Origin of the sequence: Marinobacter lutaoensis, assembly GCF_001981305.1 — a bacterium.
GTDB classification, from domain to species: Bacteria; Pseudomonadota; Gammaproteobacteria; order Pseudomonadales; family Oleiphilaceae; genus Marinobacter; species Marinobacter lutaoensis.
The window spans coordinates 92169-115363 of sequence record NZ_MSCW01000007.1; the positions used below are offsets into that span (position 1 = coordinate 92169).

20 protein-coding genes are annotated in these 23195 nt (G+C 65.0%); 14 read left to right on the plus strand and 6 right to left on the minus strand.

Annotated features, from left to right (window positions below):
• Positions 1-65 precede the first annotated feature (65 nt).
• Positions 66-1868 carry an NAD(P)/FAD-dependent oxidoreductase gene (locus tag BTO32_RS10000; RefSeq protein WP_076724502.1) on the plus strand — a complete coding sequence of 601 codons (1803 nt, stop codon included), beginning with the start codon at positions 66-68 and terminating at the stop codon, positions 1866-1868.
• Positions 1869-1889: 21 nt separating this feature from the next.
• Here BTO32_RS10000 and mtgA read toward each other — a convergent pair whose 3' ends face one another.
• The 3 genes from mtgA to BTO32_RS10015 form a co-directional block, all read right to left on the minus strand.
• Entirely contained in the window at positions 1890-2588 is a 699-nt protein-coding gene (gene mtgA, locus BTO32_RS10005; RefSeq protein WP_076724503.1) for a monofunctional biosynthetic peptidoglycan transglycosylase, read from the minus strand.
• 61 nt (positions 2589-2649) lie between these two features.
• Positions 2650-3216 carry an elongation factor P-like protein EfpL gene (gene efpL / locus BTO32_RS10010; protein ID WP_076724504.1) on the minus strand — a complete coding sequence of 189 codons (567 nt, stop codon included), beginning with the start codon at positions 3214-3216 and terminating at the stop codon, positions 2650-2652.
• Positions 3217-3418: 202 nt separating this feature from the next.
• On the minus strand, positions 3419-4282 hold the full coding sequence (locus tag BTO32_RS10015) for a LysR substrate-binding domain-containing protein (RefSeq protein ID WP_076724505.1): 864 nt from the start codon (positions 4280-4282) through the stop codon (positions 3419-3421).
• 152 nt (positions 4283-4434) lie between these two features.
• On the opposite strand from BTO32_RS10015, the gene BTO32_RS10020 reads away from it, so the two are divergent.
• Positions 4435-5553 carry an S-(hydroxymethyl)glutathione dehydrogenase/class III alcohol dehydrogenase gene (locus BTO32_RS10020; RefSeq protein ID WP_245820331.1) on the plus strand — a complete coding sequence of 373 codons (1119 nt, stop codon included), beginning with the start codon at positions 4435-4437 and terminating at the stop codon, positions 5551-5553.
• 58 nt (positions 5554-5611) lie between these two features.
• Here BTO32_RS10020 and BTO32_RS10025 read toward each other — a convergent pair whose 3' ends face one another.
• Positions 5612-6310: a crotonase/enoyl-CoA hydratase family protein gene (locus BTO32_RS10025; protein WP_076725072.1), complete on the minus strand. Its 699-nt coding sequence runs from the start codon at positions 6308-6310 to the stop codon at positions 5612-5614.
• Positions 6311-6604: 294 nt separating this feature from the next.
• On the opposite strand from BTO32_RS10025, the gene BTO32_RS10030 reads away from it, so the two are divergent.
• The 11 genes from BTO32_RS10030 (at position 6605) to BTO32_RS10080 (ending at position 19150) form a co-directional block, all read left to right on the plus strand.
• Positions 6605-7969 carry a hypothetical protein gene (locus BTO32_RS10030; protein ID WP_076724507.1) on the plus strand — a complete coding sequence of 455 codons (1365 nt, stop codon included), beginning with the start codon at positions 6605-6607 and terminating at the stop codon, positions 7967-7969.
• A gap of 242 nt (positions 7970-8211) precedes the next feature.
• Entirely contained in the window at positions 8212-9408 is a 1197-nt protein-coding gene (locus BTO32_RS10035) for a multidrug effflux MFS transporter (RefSeq protein WP_076724508.1), read from the plus strand.
• A gap of 44 nt (positions 9409-9452) precedes the next feature.
• Positions 9453-10457, plus strand: coding sequence for a GGDEF domain-containing protein (locus BTO32_RS10040; RefSeq protein WP_084206829.1), 1005 nt, complete (start codon positions 9453-9455; stop codon positions 10455-10457).
• A 25-nt stretch (positions 10458-10482) separates the two neighbouring features.
• Positions 10483-11346 carry a DUF72 domain-containing protein gene (locus BTO32_RS10045; protein ID WP_076724509.1) on the plus strand — a complete coding sequence of 288 codons (864 nt, stop codon included), beginning with the start codon at positions 10483-10485 and terminating at the stop codon, positions 11344-11346.
• 80 nt (positions 11347-11426) lie between these two features.
• The gene (locus BTO32_RS10050) at positions 11427-12557 is read left to right on the plus strand and encodes a mechanosensitive ion channel family protein (protein ID WP_076724510.1); all 1131 of its coding nucleotides are present in this window, start codon (positions 11427-11429) and stop codon (positions 12555-12557) included.
• Between the two features lie 78 nt (positions 12558-12635).
• The gene (locus BTO32_RS10055) at positions 12636-13352 is read left to right on the plus strand and encodes a response regulator (protein WP_076724511.1); all 717 of its coding nucleotides are present in this window, start codon (positions 12636-12638) and stop codon (positions 13350-13352) included.
• The gene (locus BTO32_RS10060) at positions 13339-14817 is read left to right on the plus strand and encodes an ATP-binding protein (RefSeq protein ID WP_076724512.1); all 1479 of its coding nucleotides are present in this window, start codon (positions 13339-13341) and stop codon (positions 14815-14817) included. The genes BTO32_RS10055 and BTO32_RS10060 overlap by 14 nt, the downstream gene beginning before the upstream one ends.
• Before the next feature lie 98 nt (positions 14818-14915).
• Positions 14916-16172, plus strand: a complete 1257-nt coding sequence (locus tag BTO32_RS10065) for an ABC transporter substrate-binding protein (protein ID WP_076724513.1) — start codon at positions 14916-14918, stop codon at positions 16170-16172.
• Between the two features lie 52 nt (positions 16173-16224).
• The gene (locus tag BTO32_RS10070; RefSeq protein WP_076724514.1) at positions 16225-17151 is read left to right on the plus strand and encodes a carbohydrate ABC transporter permease; all 927 of its coding nucleotides are present in this window, start codon (positions 16225-16227) and stop codon (positions 17149-17151) included.
• Positions 17144-18013, plus strand: coding sequence for a carbohydrate ABC transporter permease (locus tag BTO32_RS10075; protein WP_076724515.1), 870 nt, complete (start codon positions 17144-17146; stop codon positions 18011-18013). Before BTO32_RS10070 ends, BTO32_RS10075 begins: the two co-directional genes overlap by 8 nt.
• Before the next feature lie 18 nt (positions 18014-18031).
• Positions 18032-19150, plus strand: a complete 1119-nt coding sequence (locus BTO32_RS10080; protein WP_076724516.1) for an ABC transporter ATP-binding protein — start codon at positions 18032-18034, stop codon at positions 19148-19150.
• 42 nt (positions 19151-19192) lie between these two features.
• Here BTO32_RS10080 and BTO32_RS10085 read toward each other — a convergent pair whose 3' ends face one another.
• Together BTO32_RS10085 and edd are read right to left on the minus strand one after the other, a co-directional pair.
• Positions 19193-20158, minus strand: coding sequence for a glucokinase (locus BTO32_RS10085; RefSeq protein ID WP_076724517.1), 966 nt, complete (start codon positions 20156-20158; stop codon positions 19193-19195).
• Positions 20155-21975 (minus strand): phosphogluconate dehydratase, encoded by a 1821-nt coding sequence (gene edd / locus BTO32_RS10090; protein ID WP_076724518.1) that lies wholly within the window; start codon positions 21973-21975, stop codon positions 20155-20157. The genes BTO32_RS10085 and edd overlap by 4 nt, the downstream gene beginning before the upstream one ends.
• 187 nt (positions 21976-22162) lie before the next feature.
• On the opposite strand from edd, the gene gap reads away from it, so the two are divergent.
• Complete coding sequence (gene gap / locus BTO32_RS10095) at positions 22163-23167, plus strand: type I glyceraldehyde-3-phosphate dehydrogenase (RefSeq protein ID WP_076724519.1); 1005 nt, start codon at positions 22163-22165, stop codon at positions 23165-23167.
• The last annotated feature ends 28 nt before the right edge of the window (positions 23168-23195 follow it).

A 23195-nucleotide genomic window follows, 5' to 3' on the forward strand; every position in this document is an offset into this window, starting at 1 on the left:
GCCGGGTTGGCACGGGCCCTGCACCCGGCCCCGGTGCGAACAACAACAACGCAGGAGAACAGACCATGACAACACCCCACGCAACCCCGAATCAGGACGTCGAACACTGGTTGGCGGCGTTCTCGGAAACCCTGTGTTCGGATACGCCGGAACAGGCCGCCGAGCTGTTCGAGGAGGGCGGCTTCTGGCGCGACCTGGTGGCCATGACCTGGAACATCAAGACCATGGAGGGCCGGGACCAGATCCGGGACATGCTGACGGCCACCGCCCAGCAGCGGCGACCCGGCCACTGGCGCCTCGCTGAAAACGCCAGCGAACAGAACGGCGTCATCGAAGCCTGGCTGACCTTTGAAACCGCCGACGCCCGGGGCAAGGGCCACCTGCGCCTGCGCGACGGCAAGGCCTGGACCCTGCTCACCACCATGCAGGAGCTCAAGGACTATCCGGAAAAACGGGGCCCGCGCCGGCCCAAGGGCGCCCAGCACGGCGCCAGCAAGTCCCGGAAAACCTGGCTGGAAGCCCGGCAGGAGGAGGAACGGGAACTGGGGTACCGGCGCCAGCCGTACTGCCTGATCATCGGCGGTGGCCAGGGCGGCATCGGCCTGGGCGCCCGGCTGCGCCAGCTGGAGGTCCCCACCCTGATTGTCGAACGCAACCCCCGCCCCGGCGACTCCTGGCGCAACCGCTACAAGTCTCTGTGCCTGCACGATCCGGTCTGGTACGACCACATGCCCTACCTGCCGTTCCCGGAGCACTGGCCGGTGTTCTGCCCGAAGGACAAGATCGGCGACTGGCTGGAGATGTACACCAAGGTCATGGAACTGAACTACTGGAGTTCCACGGAGTGCACCGGCGCCCGCTACGACACGGAACGGCAGGAATGGATCGTGGAGGTGCGCCGGGACGGCCAGCCGGTGACCCTGCGCCCGAAACAGCTGGTGCTGGCGACGGGCATGTCGGGCATTCCCAACATCCCCGACATTCCGGGCATGGACACATTCGAGGGCGAACAGCACCACTCCAGCCGGCACCCGGGCGGCGAAGCCTACAAGGGCAAGAAATGCATCGTGCTGGGCTCTAACAACTCGGCCCACGACATCTGCGCCGCGCTCTGGGAGAACGACGCCGACGTCACCATGATCCAGCGCTCGTCCACGCACATCGTCAAGTCCGACAGCCTCATGGAGCTCGCCCTGGGCGGGCTCTATTCCGAACAGGCAGTGGCCAATGGCATCACCACCGAAAAGGCGGACCTGACGTTTGCCTCCATTCCGTTCCGGATCATGCCGGAGTTCCACAAACCGGTGTACGAACAGATCCAGGAGCGGGACGCAGACTTCTACCGCCGGCTGAGCAAGGCCGGGTTCCTGCTGGACTTTGGCGACGACGGCTCCGGGCTGTTCATGAAATACCTGCGCCGCGGCTCTGGCTACTACATTGACGTGGGCGCCTCCGAACTGGTCGCCCAAGGTGAAATCAAACTTCGCAGCGGGGTCAGCATCGCCCGGATCCAACCCCGCTCGGTGGTGCTCACCGACGGCTCCGAGCTGCCCGCCGACCTGATCGTCTACGCCACCGGCTTCGGCTCGATGAACGGCTGGGCCGCCCGCATCATCTCCCAGGAGGTCGCCGACAAGGTGGGCAAGTGCTGGGGCATGGGATCGGATACCACCAAGGACCCCGGTCCCTGGGAAGGCGAACTGCGTAATATGTGGAAGCCGACTCAGCAGGACGGTCTCTGGTTCCACGGCGGCAACCTGCACCAGTCCCGGCACTACTCCCTGTACCTGGCGCTGCAGCTGAAGGCGCGCATGGAGGGGCTGCCGACGCCGGTCTACGGCCTGCAGCCGGTACACCACCTGGCCTGAGCCATCCTGCCCCGGCGGTCGTCACAGACCGCCGAGGTAGGCCAGCCCCAGCTGGTCCATTTGTCGGCGGATCCAGCGTACCCGTTCCCAGACATAGGCGCTGGGCCGATCCGCCCGGAACACTTTCGGGTTGGGCAGCACCGCGGCCAGCCGGGCGGCCTGACCGCGGGACAACTGACGGGCGGGAATACCGAAAAAGGCCCGGCTCGCGGCTTCCACACCGTAGATGCCGGGCCCGAATTCGGCGATGTTGAGGTAAACCTCGAGAATGCGCCGTTTCGGCCACAACGCCTCCAGGGTCACCGCCAGGCCGGCTTCCAGCCCTTTCCGGACGAAGCTCCGGCCATTCCACAGGAACAGATTCTTGGCGGTTTGCTGGGTAATGGTGCTGGCCCCCCGCAGCCCTTCACCCTGGGCATACTCCCGAACCGCGCTCCGGATCGCCGCCAAGTCCAATCCCCAGTGCTCCGGGAAACGCTGATCCTCGCTCGCCACCACCGCCAGCGGCATCCACGGTGAAATCGCCTCCAGCGCCACCCACTGCTGGCTCGGCGCCTGGTCCGGATGCCCGATCCGGTAGGCCAGCATGAACGCCGAGGTGGGCGGGTTCACGAACCGGAACAGCAGCAGCACCAGAACCAGCGCAATCAGCAGTCCGGCCAGGCCGCCGGCCAGCCAGCGACCGGCGGCGCGCATCCGTCCCGAAGTTTTTCTTGGCATGCGTCTTGGTCTCCGTGACACCCCAGCCGTCACGATACCCGAACCCGCCGCGGCGGAAAAATCAGGCCCTGCTCAGGAACTTGCGCTCCTCCACGTTCACCTTGATGCGGTCGCCGGTGGAAATATGCTCCGGCACCTGCACCACCAGTCCGGTGGACAGACGCGCCGGCTTGGTGCGGGCCGTCGCCGAGCCCCCCTTGATGGAGGGGTCGGTTTCCGCCACCACCAACTCCACCGTCGGCGGCAGGTCCAGCGCCACCGGCGTCTCGCTGACCAGAATTACCATCAGCCCCTGGGTGTCCTCGGTGATGAACAGCAGTTCCTCTTCGATGGCGCTCCGGTTGAGCATGTACTGGGTGAAGTCCTCGGAGTCCATGAACACGTATTCATCGCCGTCGGCGTAGGAGAACATCGCTGGCCGGCGCACCAGATCGGCCAGGTTCAGCATGTCCGAATCCTTGAAGGTTTCGTCCAGCTTCTGGTTGGTCACCACATCGTACATCCGCATGCGGTACAGGCTGCCTCCGGCACGACCCTGGGGTACGGAACGTTCGATGTCCTTGACGAAATACACCCGACCCTCGTACTCGATGGCCTGGTTCTTTTTGATTTCACTGGCTTTGGGCATGTTCGCTTCCCGATGTGGTTGATAACGTCGGGTGCTGATATAGCACGACGGCCGGGCCTTGGCGATAGGCCCGGGCGGGAAAAACCCACGGGGTTGTGCACAAAAACTGTGGATAACTTTGTGAGCAAGCGCAGGATAGGCCGCAGGAAGCAAGACACCACGCGCATTCCCGGAATATGACGGGAATTTGACCGCCCCGGGGTTACAGATTCCGTTCCAGGTGATCCAGCATCATCCGCACCTTCGCGGACAGGTGGCGGGTCCGGGGATACAGCCCCCAGATGCCGTCGTCCGCGACCTGATACGGGGTCAGCAGCGGCACCAGTCGGCCGGTGTCCAGGTGCGCCTGCACGTAGTACTCGGGCAGCTGGACAATCCCCAGCCCCTTGAGGGCGGCATCCACCAGCGCCCAGCCGCTGTTGCAGTGCAGGCGCCCCTGCACCCGCACCTGCCGGGGCTGCCCCTGCTCCTGGAAGCGCCAGATATCCAGGGTGCCTCGCAGGCACTGATGACGGTCCAGGTCCGCCAGCGTCCGGGGTTCGCCGTGCACCGCCAGATACTCCGGCGAGGCACAGACATGGAAGGCCCGGGAGGCCAGGCGCCGGGCCACCATGGTGGAATCTTCCAGCTGCCCCGCGCGGATGGCCAGGTCCACCCCCTCCGCCACCAAATCCAGCCTGCGGTTGGTCAGCACCAGGTCCACCTCCAGATCGGGATAGCGCGCCAGGAAATCGTTCACCAGCGGCGCCACGATGTTCTCGCCGTAGGTGACCGGCGCGGTCATCCGCAGCAGGCCACGGGGTACCTGCTGCAGTTCGGTGACCGCCTGCTCAGCCTCCGTCAGGCCGTCCAGCAGCGGCCGGCAGTGCCGGTAGTACACCTGCCCCGCCTCGGTCATCGATACCCTGCGGGTGGTGCGGTACAGCAACCGGGTTCCCAGCCGCTCCTCCAGCGCGCTGACCTGGCGGCTGACCTGGGCAGTGGATATCCCCAGACGCCGGGACGCGGCGGTAAAGCTGCCGGCCTCCACCACCGCCACGAATTCACTGACGCCGTCCCAGTTCACAGGCGTTCGTCTCCACGGATTGTTGCCAATGAGTAAAGGTGATTTTCAATTCTATCCGATTATCTCAAGAAGCCGGGCATCTATACTGAAGGGCGAACGGCGACAGGCCGGATTCACCACGTTTCCCGACACAGGAGCATGCTATGAGCGAAATGATCAAATCCCGGGCCGCCATCGCCTGGGGACCGGGCCAGCCGCTGTCGATCGAAGAGGTGGACGTGATGCCGCCCAAGGCCGGCGAGGTGCTGGTGCGAATTGTCGCCTCGGGGGTCTGCCACACCGACGCCTTTACCCTCTCCGGCGAGGACCCGGAAGGTGTGTTCCCGGCCATTCTCGGCCACGAAGGCGGCGGCATCGTGGAAGCGGTGGGCGAGGGCGTCACCAGTGTCGCGGTGGGCGACCATGTGATTCCCCTGTACACCCCCGAGTGCGGCGAGTGCAAGTTCTGCACATCCGGTAAGACCAACCTGTGCCAGAAGATCCGCGAGACCCAGGGCAAGGGCCTGATGCCCGACGGCACCACCCGGTTCTACAAGGACGGCAAGCCCATCCACCACTACATGGGCTGCTCCACCTTCTCCGAGTACACCGTGCTGCCGGAAATCTCCCTGGCCCGGATCAACAAGGCGGCGCCGCTGGAAGAAGTGTGCCTGCTCGGTTGCGGCGTCACCACTGGCATGGGCGCGGTGATGAACACCGCCAAGGTCGAGGAAGGCGCCACCGTGGCCATCTTCGGGCTCGGCGGCATCGGCCTGTCCGCCGTCATCGGCGCCACCATGGCCAAGGCTGGGCGTATCATCGGCATCGACATCAACGAAAGCAAGTTCGAGCTGGCCCGCAAACTGGGCGCCACCGACTGCATCAACCCGAACGACTACGACAAGCCGATACAGGACGTCATCATCGAAATGACCGACGGCGGCGTGGACTACTCATTCGAGTGCATCGGCAACGTGAACGTCATGCGCAGCGCCCTGGAGTGCTGTCACAAGGGCTGGGGTGAGTCCGTCATCATCGGCGTCGCTGGCGCCGGCCAGGAAATCTCCACCCGCCCGTTTCAGCTGGTCACCGGCCGGGTCTGGAAAGGGTCCGCCTTCGGCGGCGTGAAAGGCCGTTCCGAGCTGCCCGGCTACGTCGAGCGCTACCTCAAGGGCGAGTTCCGGTTGGATGACTTCATCACCCATACCCTGGGGCTGGACGAGATCAACACCGCCTTCGACCTGATGCACGAAGGCAAGAGCATCCGCTCGGTCATCCACTTCAAGCACTGATCCAGACAACAGGGGCCGCACACTGCGGCCCCTGTTGTCCTCCGTCGGTCCGGACGGCTCAGCCGTTCAGCCCCAGATGCTCGGCATCCTGCTCAATGCAGCGATCCAGCAGCGCCAGATAGTCCGCCTTCGCCTTGAGCTTGGTTTCCCGGTGCGCCCGCAGGTTCAGCGCCCTGAGCTGGGCCGCCCGTTCCCGCGCCCGGACCATCAGGGACTCCGGCGCCACCACCTCGTCCAGGAATCCGGCCACCACCGCACCCTGTGGATCATAGATCTCGGCATTCACCACAGCCCGGTAAAAGTGCGCCGGAGCCAGCCGGTGCCGGGCAATCTCAATGCCGGCATGGTGCATGGTCATACCGATGGCCACTTCATTCAGACCCAGCTTGAACGGCCCCTCGACTCCGATCCGATAGTCCACCGACAGCAGAATGAACGCCCCCTTGGCAATGGCATGGCCGCCACAGGCGGCAATCACCGGCAGCGGAAAGGCCGCCAGCCGACGGGTGAAGCGCGAACCCACGGTCACCAGCGCCGCGGCCTCCTTCGGGCCCTTCTGCATTTCCTTCAGGTCATAACCGCCGGAGAAAATCCCCGGCTGGCCGGCGAGAATAACCACAGCCCGGTCCTGCTCCGCCCGGTCCAGGGCCTCGTTCAAGCCCTCGAAAACCTCGTGGCCGAGCGCATTGGCCTTGCCGTTGTGGATGGTCACCGTCGCGATCCCGTCGTTCAGTTCGTAGCTTACAGGCTGTGTCACCGGTTCTTCCTCTTTGACAGTCAAACAATAAAGTGAGTGTTTGATAACTCCAGCAGGAGTCCGATTGTCAACGAGCCGGATGCGAGTTGCAATCCCGAGGCCGGATTACTCACAAAAACTGTGGATAACATTGTGAGAATCGCCAGGAAAGCCCGTGCAAACGTCGTATTTTCGCGGCCTGGCGCGGGATGTCGGGATTTTGCACAGCCTCCGTGGCGGCCGGGGAAAACTTCGTAGCGTGTACTAAGCTAGAAGCTAGGAAGGCATACAAATGACAAACAAAAGGGAGAAACGATGGAACACCGCCCCGATTTCCTCCGCAGCGGCGAGCCTGCGAGGCTCATTCCGATTGTCAGTGACAGTGCACGAGAACAGAAGTCCGCGTCCGTTCTCCTCGCCGGAATGCGATCGGTTTACGAACTCAGACAGGCTTTGTTGAAATCCATAGGCGTTCGTGTCGGAGCCCGAGCAACACTGGAGGCTTGGACTGAAGTGGTCTTCAGCACCACTGACAAGGTAAGCGCCCCTAGCAACGACAGGCCCGATGGCCTGCTCATCCTCAGAACGGGCAAGAAAGAGTGGAAGGCGCTGATTGAAGCGAAAATTGGCAACGAAACGGTTTCCGAAGAGCAAATTTCGCGTTACCTCCAGCAAGCCAAAGCACACGGTATCGATGCGGTTATCACAATCACCAATCAATTCTCCGCCCTGCCCACCCACCATCCCGTCGCCCTTCCCAAAACGGCGACCAAGAGTGTGAATCTGTACCACTGGTCGTGGGCATTCGTACGAACGCAATGTGCCCTGCTGCTCAAGAACGAAGACGTTGAAGACGAGGATCAGGTCTTTATCCTGCGAGAAATCCTTCGCTATTTCGAAAGCGACCGCTCCGGCATCAGCCATTTCGACCAGATGAACCCCGAGTGGAAGGACATCGTCAACAAGGTCAAAAGCAATGCCCACCTCACCAAGACCAGCGATGAAGTACAGAATACCATCGCGGCTTGGCACCAGGAGCAGCGTGATCTCTGCCTCATCATGACCCGGCTGACCGGCAGCACGGTCTCATTGAAGCTCAAGCATGAACATCGCCTGGACCCCGCCAAGCGTCTGAAGGATGACGCCGACCAGTTTTGCAAGACTCATACCCTGCATTGCGCCCTGAGTATCCCCAACGCGGCCGCCGATCTTGACGTCTCGGCGGATGTGCAACGGCGGATGATCTATTGCAGCATGAAGCTCGCCGCCCCCAAGGACAAGAGAAGCACCAAGGCGAGGGTAAACTGGCTGCTGCGCCAGCTGAGGAAAACCAACCCCGGAGGCTTTTTCATCCGGGCCACCCGCCCGGGAAAAGCCGAAACAACCTACCAGCCACTTAAAGACCTTCAGGCCGCACCGGAGCTGATTGAGTCGACCACATCAAATTCCACCGCAACCACCTTTGACGTGGTCTACGAAGTGGATCTCGCCGGCAAGTTCAGCGGTCGAAAAGTCTTCATCGAAGAAGTGGAAAAAGCCGTGCCTCACTTCTATCAGGAAGCCGGCCAATGGCTGAAAGCCTGGACGCCGCCCGCCCCCAAGATAGAAAAACAGACCTATGAGTCAGCGGCGGCCGAACCTCAGGCGTCCGATCAAGAAGAGCGCCAAGCCTCGGACTGAGACCTGCCGCCACCATAGCCAAAGCGTTGGACCTTACTCACAAAAACTGTGGATAACTTTGTGAGAATTGACAGGAAAGCCGGTGCAAACGCGGCATTGCCGCGGCCTGGCGGCCGGTGACGGGAATTTGAGCGCTGCCCGGACCGGTGGCGCTCTTCCCCAGGGCCCCTTCGGAAACTGCCCATTGCCCCCCGTCGCGAACTATTGTTAGCTGTCTACCATTTTTTCCACAGGAGAAAGACGTGTCGCATTTCCAGCTCGCGTTGTTGCTTGGCATGACCGTTGCCCTGGGGCCTCTGGCGCTGGACGCCTATCTGCCGGCCTTTCCCAGCATTGCCGAGGCGCTGGGCATCGCCCACAATCAGGTGGGACTGACCCTCAGCGCCTACGTGGCCACCCTGGGGCTGGCGCAGCTGGTGGGCGGCCCGCTGTCGGACCGGTACGGGCGGCGTCCGGTCCTGCTGGGCGGGCTGGCGGTGTTCGCGGCCGCCGCGGCGATGGTGGCCCAGGCGGAAACCCTGTCCGGCATGGTCGGCTGGCGAATCGTTCAGGGTATTGGCGGAGCCTTTTGTGCCGTCTCGGTGCCGGCGATCGTGCGTGATCAGGTGGGTGGCCAGGAAGCGGCCCGGCTGTTCGGCCTGATCGGGCTGATCATGTTCATCGCGCCGGCTGCGGCACCGTCCCTCGGGGCGCTGATACTCACCCTGGGCGACTGGCATGGGATTTTCCTGTTGCTGGCCGGCTACGCGGTGGTGGTGGCGCTGGCGCTGCAGGGGGCGCTCTTCCCCCGGTTGCGCCCCCGGCCAAAAGCTCGCACTCCGGTCAGCACGCTGGTAACCAACTACCTGCTGGTACTCAGGCACACCACCACCATGCGTTTCGTGGGTATTCAGGTGCTGTGCTTCAGCACCATGCTGCTGTTCATCACCCACTCCTCGTTCATCTACCAGGAGTGGTTCGGTCTCTCCGAGGGGCGCTTCGCTCTGCTGTTCGCCGCCAACATTGCGCTGATGGCCACCCTGAACCTGATCAACCGTCCCCTGCTCCGCCACTTTCCCTCGGTGATCCTGCTGCGGGCCCAGGTTCTGCTGCAGTTCCTGGCGCTGGTGGCACTGGTGATTGTGGTGGCGATGGACGGCCCTCTGTGGCTGGTGGCCACCTGCATCATTGCCGCCATCGGCTGCCAGGGCGGCATCATCCCCAACAACATGGCCAATGCTCTGGAATTCTTTCCCCACCTCGGGGGGACCGCCGCAGCCATGCTCGGAGCCGCCCAGTTCACCCTTTCCGGCGCCATCAGCGCACTGTCGTCGGTGTATGGCGGCCACGCCCTGCTGCCGATCGTGGTGACCATGCTGGCGTGCTCGGCCGGCGCCGTGCTGCTGGCGCTCGGGGCACCCCGGGCGGTGGCCCGGGAAACGGCAGCGCAGGCCGCCTGAGCCCAGGGCGCCGGCACCGCTACCCCTGGCGCCGGAAATGCACTATGGTAAGAGCTGAACTGGCCGGCCGGCCCCCGGACCGTCCCGCCCCCGACACCGGAGCAGATGCCGTGACCGACACACCCCCTGAACCACACGCCGACCCCTCGGTGTACAAGACCCTGCTGGAATCCACCCGGGCCATTCCCTGGAAGATTGACTGGAAGACCCTGCGCTTCGCTTACATCGGACCGCAGATCGAGGCCCTGCTTGGCTGGTCACCGGAAAGCTGGGTGAGCGTCGACGACTGGGCCAGCCGGATGCATGAGGATGACCGGGAACGGGTGGTGAATTTCTGCGTGGCCCAGTCCCGTGACGGCGTCGATCACGAGGCGGATTACCGTGCCCTGACCCGAGACGGCGACTACGTCTGGATCCGCGACGTGGTGCACGTAGTACGCGATGAGCAGGGCGAGGTGGAGGCCCTGGTCGGCTTCATGTTCGACATCAGCGAGCGCAAGAAGACCGAGCAGGAGCTGGCGGCCTTGCAGAAGCAGCTGGAAGAATACTCGTTCAAGGACGGGCTCACCGGCGTCGCCAACCGACGCATGTTCGACCGGGTGATGGACGAGAACTGGGGCGAAGCGGCCCGGCGCCGTCAGCCGTTGTCAGTGATCCTGGTCGACATCGACAACTTCAAGCAGTACAACGACCGCCACGGCCACCTACAGGGCGACGAATGCCTGAAGCGGATCGGCTCGGTGCTGACGTCCGCCGCCAAGCGCGCCCGGGATTTCGTGGCCCGTTTCGGTGGCGAGGAGTTCGTGATCATCCTGCCGGAAACCGACGCCCAAGCGGCCATGAGCGTGGCCCAGCGGTGCCACCGCCTGCTGCTACGGGAACAGATTCCCCATGGCGACAGCGACGCCGGTCAGCTGGTCACGCTCAGCATCGGCCTGGGGACCATCGTTCCCAGCCGCGACGACACCGTCGGCGGTTTCCTGGAGCAGGTCGACCAGCGTCTGTATCAAGCCAAGCGCACAGGCAAGAACCGGATCGTGGCCGCCTAGGAGACGCCCCGAAGCGAGAGGTTTCGTGAGTTCCCCGCACCCCCACCTTCCCCACTATCTTGGTGCTCCCCAATGGCAGGCGCCCGCCTGGAACCGGCTGCTGCCGCCGGGCCCCAGCCCGCTGGCTCGGTACAGCCGGGTGTTCAACTGCGTCGAGGGCAACACCACCTTCTATGCCACCCCCAGCCAGGCGCAGTGCCAGCAATGGCGCCAACAGGTTCCGGACGACTTCCGTTTTCTGTTCAAGTTCCCCCGCCCCATCAGCCACGACCGGCTGCTGGCCGGCGTCGATGCACCGGTGCGGGACTTTCTGGAACGGCTTGCCCCGCTGCGGGACGTCCTGGGCCCCTTTCTGGTGCAGTTACCGGCGGCGTTCGGGCCGGAGCACCTGGATAACCTGTGGCGCTTTGCCGACGCCCTGCCACCGCCCCTGACCCTGGCGGTGGAGGTCCGGCACCCCGCCTTCTTCCAGAAGGGCGAAGCGGAACGGGCCCTGAACCGGGGCCTGCGCGAACGCCGCCTGGCCCGGGTCTGCCTGGACAGCCGTGCCCTGTTCTCAGCCCCACCGGACAACGACACCACCCTCGACGCCCAGCGCAAGAAGCCCCGACTGCCCGTGCACCTGCTGCCCAGCGAGGCGGCACCGGTGATCCGCTACATCGGCCATCCGCAGCTGGACGCCAACCGCCCATTCCTGGCGCCCTGGCTGGACCGGGTCGCCGCCTGGCTCGATGCCGGGGCTCGGCCGTTCCTGTTCCTGCACATGCCGGACAACAACGAGGCCGTGGCCCTGGCCCGGCTCTGGACCGAGATGCTCATGACCCGGATCCCCGGGCTGGCGCCACTGCCGCTTCGTGAGGCGGAGCAACCGCAGCTGGGGCTGTTCTAGCCCCGGAGTCGCCACGCCGCTCCGAGGGAACGGAACTTGCTTGACATTCCGAGCACCCCCGCACCCCACGAGACCGGAACATGGACACCCTCACCTCCAGCGGCCTCTGGCTGAATCCCTGGGTCCTGGCCACCGGCATCCCGCTGGTCACGCTGCTGGCCCTGTTGCTGCTCAAACGCCTTATTCTGGGGCGGGCCGCCGCCGTGGTCGGCCGTAGCCGGTTCACCGTGGATTCCCTGATCCTCTCCGCCCTGCCCTGGCCTCTGACCCTGCTGATCCTGTGCCTGACGGTGGTGCAGTTCAAATTCCTGGCCGCACACCTGGCGCTGATGTCCGATGCGCTGGAAGCCTACGCCGGCCCCCTGGAGTACTTTCTGCTGATCCTGGCTGTGGTGCTGTTCGTGGACCGCCTATGCAGCGGCGCCATCCGCGCCTACGCCGGTCAGTCCGATGCCCTGAAGGGCAGCCGGGGCATCCTGCAGGGCATCAGCCGGGGCCTGGTCTGGGGGCTGGGCCTGCTGATCCTGATGGGCACCATGGGCATTTCCATCACGCCGGTGATCGCCTCTCTCGGCATCACCTCCCTGGCGGTGGCGCTGGCCCTGCAACCGACCTTGGAGAACTTCTTCTCCGGGGTGCAGCTGCTGGTGGACAAGCCCATCCGCGTCGGCGACTTCATCGAGCTGGAATCCGGGGAACAGGGCTTCGTGGACCGCATCGGCTGGCGCTCAACCTGGATCCGGATGCTGCCCAACAACATGGTGATCATGCCCAACAGCCTGCTGTCCGGTTCCAAAATCATCAACTACTACTACCCGGAGAAGGAACTGTCGGTGCCGGTGGAAGTCGGCGTGCACTACGACTCGGACCTGGAACACGTGGAGCGGGTCACGCTGGAGGTGGCCCGGGATATCCTGCGAACCCACGAGTGGGGCGTGCCCGACTACAACACCTTCGTGCTGTTCCACACCTTCGACAACTCCAGCATCAACTTTACCGTGATGCTGCGGGCCCGGGAGTACTTCAACCGGTTCTGGGTCAAGTCCGCCTTCATCAAAGCCCTGCACAAGCGCTACGCCGAGGAAGGCATCACCATTCCCTACCCCATCCGTGCCATCAACCTGGATCAGGAAGGCGCGCGCGACGTCCTCGAACGGCGCCCCGCCGCCGGAGACTCAGGCTCCCTGGCCGAAACCCCGCGCGCGCGTTAGACTTCGCCTAACCCAAGGGCGCGGGCCGCCGGCCCCGCGCGCCCCGATGTCACGACAACTCGAACAACAGCCCAGACCATGAGCGACACCCAAGCCTCGATCCTTGTGGTCGACGACGACGCGGCCATCCGGGAACTGCTGCAGGAACACCTGACCCGGGTTGGCTACACGGTGCTGACCGCCGGCGACGGCGCGGACATGCACGCCCGCCTGGATACCACCCAGGTCGACCTGATCGTCCTCGACGTGATGCTGCCGGGGGATGACGGTTTCACCCTGTGCCGCCAGATCCGGGCACATTCCCGGGTGCCGATCATCATGCTGACCGCCAGCTCCGATGAAACCGACCGGGTGGTGGGGCTGGAGCTGGGCGCCGATGACTACCTGGCCAAGCCCTTCAGCGCCCGCGAGCTGCAGGCCAGGATCAAGGCCCTGCTGCGCCGGGCCCGGTTCGCCCAATCCGACAACCCGCGCTACCTCCTGTTCGACCGCTGGCGCCTGGACACCCTGGCCCACGAACTCATCGACGAGCAGGGCCGGGTCACCCCGCTCTCCGGGGCCGATTTTGCCCTACTCCAGCTGTTTCTCCAGCACCCCAACCGGGTGCTGGACCGGGACACCATCTCCGAGGTAACCCGGGGCCGGGAATCCCTGCCCCTGGACCGGGTGGTGGACGTGGCGGTGAGCCGACTGCGCCAGCGCCTCGGCGACCGGGGCCGCAGCCCAAAACTGATCAAGACCGTGCGCGGGGCCGGTTACCTGCTCGCGGCGACGGTACGCCATGCCTCGGAGTAACCCGACGTCCCCCCGGGCACGACGGCCCTGGCGTGGGTTTCCCACCTCGCTGCTGGGGCGGGTGCTGCTGCTGACCCTGGTCGCCATGGCCAGCGCCCAGGTGATTTCCAGCCTGGCCTGGGTCGCCACCTTCCGGGCCCAGCAGGTGCAGGGGCTGCTGGCCACCACCCGCAACCTGGCCCAGTCGGTGGCCGCCACCGCGCAGTTTTTCGATTCCCTGCCACTGGAATACCGGCACATCGTACTGGACCAGCTGCGCAACATGGGCGGCACCCGGTTCTTCGTGTCGCTGAACGAGCGCCGCATCGATATGACCCCATTGCCGGACACCGAGCGCAAACGGCTGGTGATCGGCGAGGTGGAATCGGTGCTGCGCAAGCGCCTGGGCAACCGGGCCAACCTGCACGTGGAGTTCGTCCACCCCGACAACCTGCGCATCCTCAACAACGAGCTGCCGCTGGATGCCCTGCCTCGGTCCTGGGCCCACTACGCCCTCACCCTGGAGCCCCTGAACCCGCCGGTGCTGGTCACCCAGATCGAAGTGGCCGAACACGAATGGCTGTACCTGGCGGCGGCCCTGCCCGCGCCCTATGTCTCCCTCGAAGACGAAGGCATTCCCAAGCAGCAGCTGCTGTTTCTGGTGGTGATGATCGCCATTCTCTTCCCGGTGCTGGCCTGGCTGATTCGCCAGCAGACCCGCCCCCTGCGCACCCTGGCCGGCGCCGTCCGGGAGCTGCCGCTGGACGACCAGGCGCCACCGCTGCCGGAGCGGGGCAGCGCCGAGATTGTGGCGGTCACCCGAGGCTTCAACGCCATGCGGCGACGGTTGCAGAGCTACATCAACGACCGCAACCAGCTGTTCCGGTCCATCTCCCACGACCTGAAGACCCCCATCACCCGGCTGCGCCTGCGGGTTGACCTGCTCGAGGACGACACCATGCGCGAGCGCCTGGAAGCGGACCTGCAGGAACTGGAGCTGCTGGTGAAAAGCGCCCTCCAGACCATCCGGGACACCGAGATTCACGAGAACGCCGAGTGGGTGGACCTGACCGGCCTGCTGCGCGGCATCGTGGACGCCTACCCGGGCGACGACGCCGGGCCGGTAACCCTGACGGGCCAGTGCCGGCCCTACCGGGGCAAGCCGCTGGCCCTGAAACGCTGCTTCGGCAACCTGGTGGACAACGCCGTCAAATACGGCCGCCGACCCCGGGTGCGCATCGAGGACGGCGCGGACCGTCTGACGGTCCACGTCGAGGACGACGGGCCGGGCATTCCCGAGCCGCAGCTGTCTCGTATTTTCGAGCCCTACGTCCGGCTGGACACGCACCGGCACGGCCACGGACTCGGGCTCGGAATCGCCCGCAACATCGCCCAGAGCCACGGCGGCGACCTGACCCTCGGCAACCGGCCCGAGGGCGGCCTGCGGGTCACGGTCACCCTGCCCCGCCACGGTTCGCCAATGTAACAACCCTGTTACAACGGCTTTTCAGTTTGATACATCCCCTACCCGCCTTCTGCCATAGACTCCGACGCTACCCATACAACAAAAAAAGGGATCGTCGCATGAGCAGCATCAAACGCACACTGTCCGCATTCGCACTGTCTGCCTCCCTGCTTCCGGCCGCCGTCCAGGCCGGGGAAGTCGAAGTCCTGCACTGGTGGACCGCCGGGGGCGAAGCCCGCGCGGCCGCGGCACTGAAGGACATGATGGAGGCACAGGGCCATACCTGGAAGGATTTCGCCGTCGCCGGCGGTGGCGGCGAAGCGGCCATGACCGTCCTCAAGACCCGGGCGGTATCCGGCAATCCGCCCGCCGCCGCCCAGATCAAGGGCCTGGACATCCGGGAATGGGCGAAGCTGGGATTCCTGACCAACCTGGACGATGTCGCCGAGGCCAACCACTGGGATCAGCTGATCCCGCCGGTGATCGCCGATGTCATGAAATACGAGGGCCACTACGTGGCCGTGCCCATCAACGTGCACCGGGTCAACTGGATCTGGGCCAACCCGGATGTCCTGAAACAGGCCGGCGTCGAACTGCCCCGCACTCTGGATGAGTTCTACGCCGCCGCCGACAAGCTCAAGGCGGCGGGCTACATTCCCCTGGCCCACGGTGGCCAGCCCTGGCAGGACGCCACCGTGTTCGAGGCGGTGGCCCTGGCGGTGATGGGGCCGGAGGACTACGCCCGGGCCTTCGTCGAGCACGACATGGCGGTGATCAACAGCCCGCTGATGGAGACCGTGTTCGCCGAGTTCGCCAAGGTGATGAGCTACGTCGACCCCAACGCCGCCGGCCGGGACTGGAACTCGGCCACCGCCATGGTGATCCGGGGCGAGGCCGCCATGCAGATCATGGGCGACTGGGCCAAGGGTGAATTCACCGCCGCCGGCCTGACCCCGGGCAAGGACTACATCTGCGCGCCGGCACCCGGCACCGACGGCGAGTTCACCTTCAACGTCGACTCCTTCGCCATGTTCCGCCTGAACGACGAAGACAACAGCCAGGCCCAGAAGGATCTGGCCCGGACCATCCTGGAACCGGAATTCCAGACCGTGTTCAACCAGGCCAAAGGCTCCATTCCGGTCCGCACCGACATGGACATGTCCGGCTTCGATGCCTGCGCCCAGGCCTCCATGGAAACCTTCAAGCGCAGCGCCCAGGACGGCGGCCTGGTGCCCAGCTTCGCCCACGGCCTGGCCACCACCAGCTACGTCCAGGGCCAGATCTTTGATGTCGTCACCAACTTCGTGAACTCCGACAACAAGGATCCGGCCCGGGCCACGGACCAGCTGGCCGCGGCCATCCAGGCCGCACTCTGACCCGACCAGGGCCGCCCGCCCGGGCGGCCCCCGTCCCTTCGGGAGGCTCTTCATGGAACACATTCAGCACACCCCGGCACGGGTGGCCAAGGCACCCACCCGCCTGCTCGACGGCCTGCAACGCTGGCTGCCGAAGCTGGTGGTGGCACCCACTTTCGTGCTGGTCGGCATTGGCATCTACGCCTTTATGATCTGGACCGGCGTGCTGTCGTTCACCAGCTCCAGCTTCCTGCCGGTGTACGACTTCGTCGGCTTTGACCAGTACGCCAAGCTGATGGACAACGACCGCTGGCTCACCGCCTCGGTCAATTTGGGCATCTTTGGCGGTCTGTTCATTCTGTGCTGCCTGGTGATCGGCGTTGTCCTGGCAATCTTCCTGGACCAGAAAATCCGCCAGGAAGGCGCTCTGCGCACCATCTACCTCTACCCCATGGCCCTGTCGATGATCGTCACCGGCACGGTCTGGAAGTGGATTCTCAATCCCAGCCTGGGGCTGGAAAAACTGATGCACGACTGGGGCTGGTCGTCGTTCAGCTTCGACTGGCTGGTGAACTCGGACATGGCCATCTACACCATCGTCATCGCCGCCGTGTGGCAGGCCTCCGGCTTTGTGATGGCCCTGTTCCTGGCCGGCCTGCGCGGCGTCGACTCCGCCATCATCCGGGCAGCCCGGGTGGACGGCGCCAGCCTGCCGCGGATCTACTGGAGCATCATCCTGCCCAGCCTGCGGCCGGTGTTCTTCAGCGCGGTGATGGTGCTGGCCCACATCGCCATCAAAAGCTTCGACCTGGTCATGGCGATGACCGCCGGCGGCCCGGGCTACTCCACCGACCTGCCGGCGGTGTTCATGTACACCCACAGCTTCACGCGGGGCCAAATGGGCCTGGGTTCGGCCAGCGCCATGCTGATGCTCGGGGCAATCCTCGCCCTGCTGGTGCCCTACCTGTATTCGGAACTGAGGGGAAAACGCCATGACTGAGCGAAGCCACAGCGGCCTCCGGCCCAGCCGGATCGCCATTCACGCGGTGCTGATCCTGGCCGCGCTGGTGTACCTGATTCCGCTGTTCATCATGCTGATCACCAGCTTCAAGACCCCCATGGACATCCGCACCGGCAACCTGATGGCCCTGCCCAGCGAGTGGACCACCCTCGGCTGGAGCAAGGCCTGGTCCGAGGCCTGCACCGGCGTCCAGTGCGACGGCATCCGGGGGTATTTCTGGAACTCCTTCAAGATGACGGTGCCGGCGGTGCTGATCTCCACCCTGCTGGGCGCGTTCAACGGCTATGTACTGTCGAAGTGGAAATTCCGGGGCTCGGACCTGTTCTTCGGCATGCTGCTGTTCGGCTGTTTCGTGCCCTTCCAGGTGGTCCTGCTGCCGATGGCAGCGACCCTCGGCAAACTGGGCCTGGCCAACACCACGTCCGGCCTGGTGCTGGTGCACGTGGTCTACGGCGTGGCCTTCACCACCCTGTTCTTCCGCAACTACTACGTGGCGATTCCGGACGCGCTGGTCAAAGCGGCGCGGCTGGACGGCGCCGGCTTCTTCACCATTTTCTTCCGCATCCTGCTGCCGATGTCCACGCCGATCTTCATGGTTTCGCTGATCTGGCAATTCACCCAGATCTGGAATGACTTCCTGTTCGGCGTGGTGTTTGCCAGCGGCGACAGCCAGCCCATCACCGTGGCCCTGAACAACCTGGTGAACACCAGCACCGGGGTGAAGGAATACAACGTGGACATGGCCGCGGCGATGATCGCGGCCCTGCCCACCCTGGTGGTCTACATCGTCGCGGGCAAGTACTTCATCCGGGGCCTCACCGCCGGCTCCATCAAAGGTTGACCAAAGAGGATCACAGCCATGTCTCAACTGGAGCTGCGGGGCATCCGCAAAACCTATCCGGGGATTGCCGAGGAAACCCTCAAGGGCATCGACATCGACATCGCCTCCGGCGAATTCCTGATCCTGGTGGGGCCGTCCGGGTGCGGCAAGTCCACCCTGCTGAACACCATCGCGGGGCTGGAGTCCATCACCGACGGCGCCATCGTGCTGGACGGCCAAGACATCTCCACCATGGAGCCGAAAGACCGGGACATCGCCATGGTGTTCCAGTCCTATGCCCTGTACCCCACCATGACCGTGCGCGAGAACATCGCCTTCGGCCTGAAAATCCGCGGCCTGCCGAAAGCCGATATCGACCGGGAGGTGGCCCGGGTCGCCGACCTGCTGCAGATCTCCCACCTGCTGGACAAGAAACCCTCGCAGCTGTCCGGTGGCCAGCAGCAGCGGGTGGCCATGGGCCGGGCCCTGGCCCGCCGGCCGCGTATTTATCTGTTCGACGAGCCGCTGTCCAACCTGGACGCCAAACTGCGGGTAGAGATGCGGACCGAAATCAAGAAACTGCACCAGCGCTTGGGCACCACCATCGTCTACGTCACCCACGACCAGATCGAGGCCATGACTCTGGCGGACCGGATCGCCGTGCTCAAAGACGGCGAGCTGCAGCAGCTGGGCACGCCGAAAGAGGTGTACGATACGCCGGCAAATCTGTTCGTGGCCGGTTTTATGGGCTCGCCGGCGATGAGTTTTGTGCCGGTGACGGTGGCCCGGGGCGAGCGGGGGCCGGAGGCGGAAGTACGGGGCGAGGACGGCCGCAGCCTGACGCTGCCACTGCCCGACTACCTGGCCGACCGGGTCGGCCAGCGGGTGATTCTCGGCATCCGCCCGGAGCACATCACCCAGCCCCAGGCACAGAAACAGGACTCGCGCTTGGTGGCCACCGGAGCCTTCACCATCGAAGTCACCGAACCCACCGGCCCGGACGTGATCGCCCTGATCCACCTCAACGACACCCCCGTCCATTGCCGGATCGACCCGGAACATCCGGTGACCTGGGGGGAAAGCGCCGAACTCATGTTCGACATGAAAAAAGTGGTGTTCTTCGACCCCGAAACCGAGCAGCGCATCGCGCCCCACTGAGGGCGCCCGCGCCGGGCCGGCCGCCAGTACCGGGACCCGGGGTCAGACCTCGACGTTGTTGAGCGCCTCGGCGGCGCCAAGCAGCCCGGTGTACGGGTCGGTGATCAGGTACACCGGGGTAAACTCCAGCAACGGCCGCATCCGGCCCTTGTCCTCGAAACCGTTGCGGAACCGGCTCTCCAGGAAGAAGTCCAGAAACCGGGGCAGGATGCCGCCACACAGGTAGACCCCCCCCAGACTGCCCAGAGTGAGCACGCCGTTGCCCGCGGTGCGGCCCAGGATCTCGCAGAAATGGCCCAGGGCCTCCCGCGCCAGGCGATCGCGGTTTGCCACCGCCGCCGCCGTGATTTTCTCCGGCGCGTCCAGCGGCGCCGACACCCCCTGGATTTCCGCCAGGGCCTGATACAGGTTCAGCAGCCCCTGCCCGCACAGGATCCGCTCCACCGACACCCGGCCGAAGCGATTCCGGAGGATGCGCAACACCGCCATTTCCCGTTCGTCCGTGGGCGCGAAATCCACATGTCCGCCCTCGGTCATCAGCGGCACCCAGCCGCTGCGGGTGGGCACCAGCCCCGACACCCCGAGCCCCGTGCCCGGCCCCATCACCAGTCGCGGCCGGGTTGGATCCCCGGGGCCACCACACACGTGCACCCGCTGGTCCTCGGCCACGTGCAGCACCCCCAGGGCCATGGCGGCGAAATCGTTGATCACCTTGAACACCGACCAGCCGAACTGACGGCGAACCGCCTCAATGTCGAAGCGCCAGTGATTGTTGGTCATCCGCACTTCGGTGCCGCGCACCGGCGAGGCCACCGCCAGGCACACCTGTTCCACCGACGCCACCCCGGCCCCGGCCAGATACTCGGCCACCGCCTGATCCAGGTTGTCGTAGTCACCGCAAGGCAACACCCGGATCGCTTCCGGCCGCACCTGCCCCTGCCGGACCAGGGCAAACCGGGCGTTGGTGCCGCCGATATCCCCCACCAGTGAGTATGATTCCGTGGTCATGCGTCGTGATTCCAGAAAACACTGGCCCCCTCCTCGGGAGAACCCACCGCCCGGCGGAGCCAGCCGAACAGTTCCCGACCGAAGCCGTGATGATACCGGCTCAGGTCCACTTTTTCAGGCTCGCGGCGCGCCAGCGTCTCCTCGTCCAGCTCAACAGCAAGCCGCCCCTGCTCGGCGTCCAGGGTGATCCAGTCGCCGCTGCGGATCTTCGCCAGCGGGCCGCCCTCGAGCGCCTCTGGGTACACATGGATGGCGGCCGGCACCTTGCCAGACGCTCCCGACATGCGGCCATCGGTAACCAGCCCCACCTGGAACCCCCGGTCCTGCAACACCCCGAGATAGGGCGTCAGCTTGTGCAGTTCCGGCATGCCATTGGCCTTCGGCCCCTGGAACCGGACCACCACGACGCAGTCGCGGTTCAGCTCCCCCGCCTCGAACGCCGCCTTCAGCTCGTCCTGATCGTTGAACACCACCGCCGGCGCCCGCACCCGCCGGTGCGCCGGAGCCACCGCCGAGACTTTGATGACCCCTCGCCCCAGGTTGCCCGAAAGTACCTTCAGGCCGCCGTCCGGCGCGAACGGCTGGTCCAGCCCCCTCAGCACCTCCGGGTCCCGGCTTTGGGCCACGACCGGGGTCCACACCAGGGCATCCCCCTCCAGCGCCGGCACCTGGGTGTAGCGCTCGAGCCCCGGTCCGGCCACGGTCTCGACATCGTTGTGCAGATAGCCGCCATCCAGCAACTGACGAATCAGGAAGGCGGTGCCACCGGCTTCATGGAATGCATTCACGTCCTTGTCACCGTTGGGGTAGATGCGGGTCAGGGAGGGCACCACCGCCGACAGCTCGGCGAAATCGTCCCAGTTGAGGATCACGCCGGCGGCCCGGGCAATGGCCACCCAGTGCAGGGTGTGGTTGGTGGACCCGCCGGTCGCCAGCAGCGCCACCAGGGCGTTGACGAGGGTTTTCTCGTTCACCATGTCCGCCAGCCCGAGCGTGCCGCCGTGGGGCTTCGAGAGCCGGATCACCTGTTCCGTGGCGGCGCGGGTCAGGGCCTCCCGCAACGGCGTGCCGGGCGGCACGAAGGCCGCGCCGGGCAGGTGTAGCCCCATCACTTCCACCAGCAGCTGGTTGCTGTTGGCGGTGCCGTAAAAGGTGCAGGTGCCCGGGCTGTGGTAGGAACGGCTTTCCGCCTCCAGCAGCTCATCCCGGCCGATCTTGCCTTCGGCGTACAACTGGCGAATGCGCTGCTTTTCTTTGTTCGGCAATCCGGACGGCATCGGCCCCGCCGGTACCAGCACCATCGGCAGAAAACCGAAGCTCAGGCCCCCGATCAGCAGCCCCGGCACGATCTTGTCGCAAATGCCCAGCAGCAACGCGGCATCAAACATGTTGTGGCTCAGCGCCACTGCGGTGCTCATGGCGATGGTCTCCCGGGAAAACAGACTCAGCTCCATGCCCGGCTGCCCCTGGGTGACGCCGTCGCACATGGCAGGCGTGCCGCCGGCAAACTGCGCCACCGAGCCCATGCCGTGGGCCGCCTGCCGGATCACATCCGGAAACCGCTCGTAGGGCTGATGCGCGGACAACATGTCGTTGTAGGCGGACACGATCGCCACGTTCGCCCGGTGCATGAACCGGAGAGTGTCCTTGTCGCCCTGGCTGCAGGCGGCGAAGCCGTGGGCCAGGTTTCCGCAGGACAGGCGGCTTCGCTGTGGCGAGGTTTCTTTCAGGCGCGCCATGCGCTCCAAGTATGCCTGGCGGCTGGCCCGACTGCGTTCGACGATGCGCTGGGTGACCTTCTGTACGGTGGGATGCATGAGAAATGCCTCTGTCTGATGGTTCGTGGACGGCGCCAGAGGAGGTGGCCTTGTAGTTGTGACGTAATTTTACCTAATTATTTTTCCATATGAACCTTTGTCTCATTCATTTCTGAAGTTTTGTTATTATATTTACTACATCACTCCAGAACTCAAACAACAAGCCAACCGACACAGGAGTCAACCCATGACCGTTCGCATTGCCATCAACGGGTTTGGCCGCATCGGCCGCAACATCCTCCGCGCCCTCTATGAAAATGGCTACCGACAGCAGCTGCAGGTGGTTGCCATCAACGATCTCGGCGACGCCGCAACCAACGCTCACCTCTTCAGGTACGACAGCGTGCACGGGCGCTTCGGCGGCAGCGTCAGCCACGACGCGGAATCTCTGACCATCGAGGGCGACCGCATCGCCATCACCGCGTTCCGGGACCCGGCTCAACTGCCCTGGCGGGACTACGGCGTCGACCTGGTGTTCGAGTGCACCGGGCACTTCACCCGGCGTGAACAGGCCGCCGCCCACCTCGCCGCCGGCGCCGGCAAGGTGATCATCTCCGCCCCCTCACCCGATGCCGACGCCACCGTGGTGTTCGGCGTCAACCACCACATCCTCGGGCCCGAACACACCATCATTTCCAACGCCTCTTGCACCACCAACTGCCTGGCTCCGGTGGCCCAGGCACTGCACCAGACGGTGGGCATCGAGAGCGGGCTGATGACCACCATCCACGCCTACACCAACGACCAGAACCTGAGCGACGTGTACCACAGCGATCTGTACCGCGCCCGCGCCGCCACCCAATCCATGATCCCCACCAAAACCGGCGCCGCGGCGGCCATCGGCCTGGTGATTCCGGAGCTGGCGGGACGCCTGGACGGGCTCGCGGTACGGGTTCCGACCATCAACGTGTCACTGGTGGATTTCAGTTTCGTGGCCGGCCGGGCAACCCGCGCCGAGGAAATCAACGACATCGTTCGCCAGGCAGCCGAACACAGCCCGGTCCTGGGTTACAACACCGAAAAGCTGGTCAGCGTCGACTTCAACCACAACCCGCTGTCCAGCGTGTTCGACGCCAACCACACCCGAGTGCTCGGCCGGCAGGTCAAGGTCATGGCCTGGTACGACAACGAGTGGGGCTTTTCCAACCGCATGCTCGACAACGCGCTCGCTCTGATCCAGGCCGGCCGCTAACCGGCTCCGATTCCCTCTCCCTCCGACC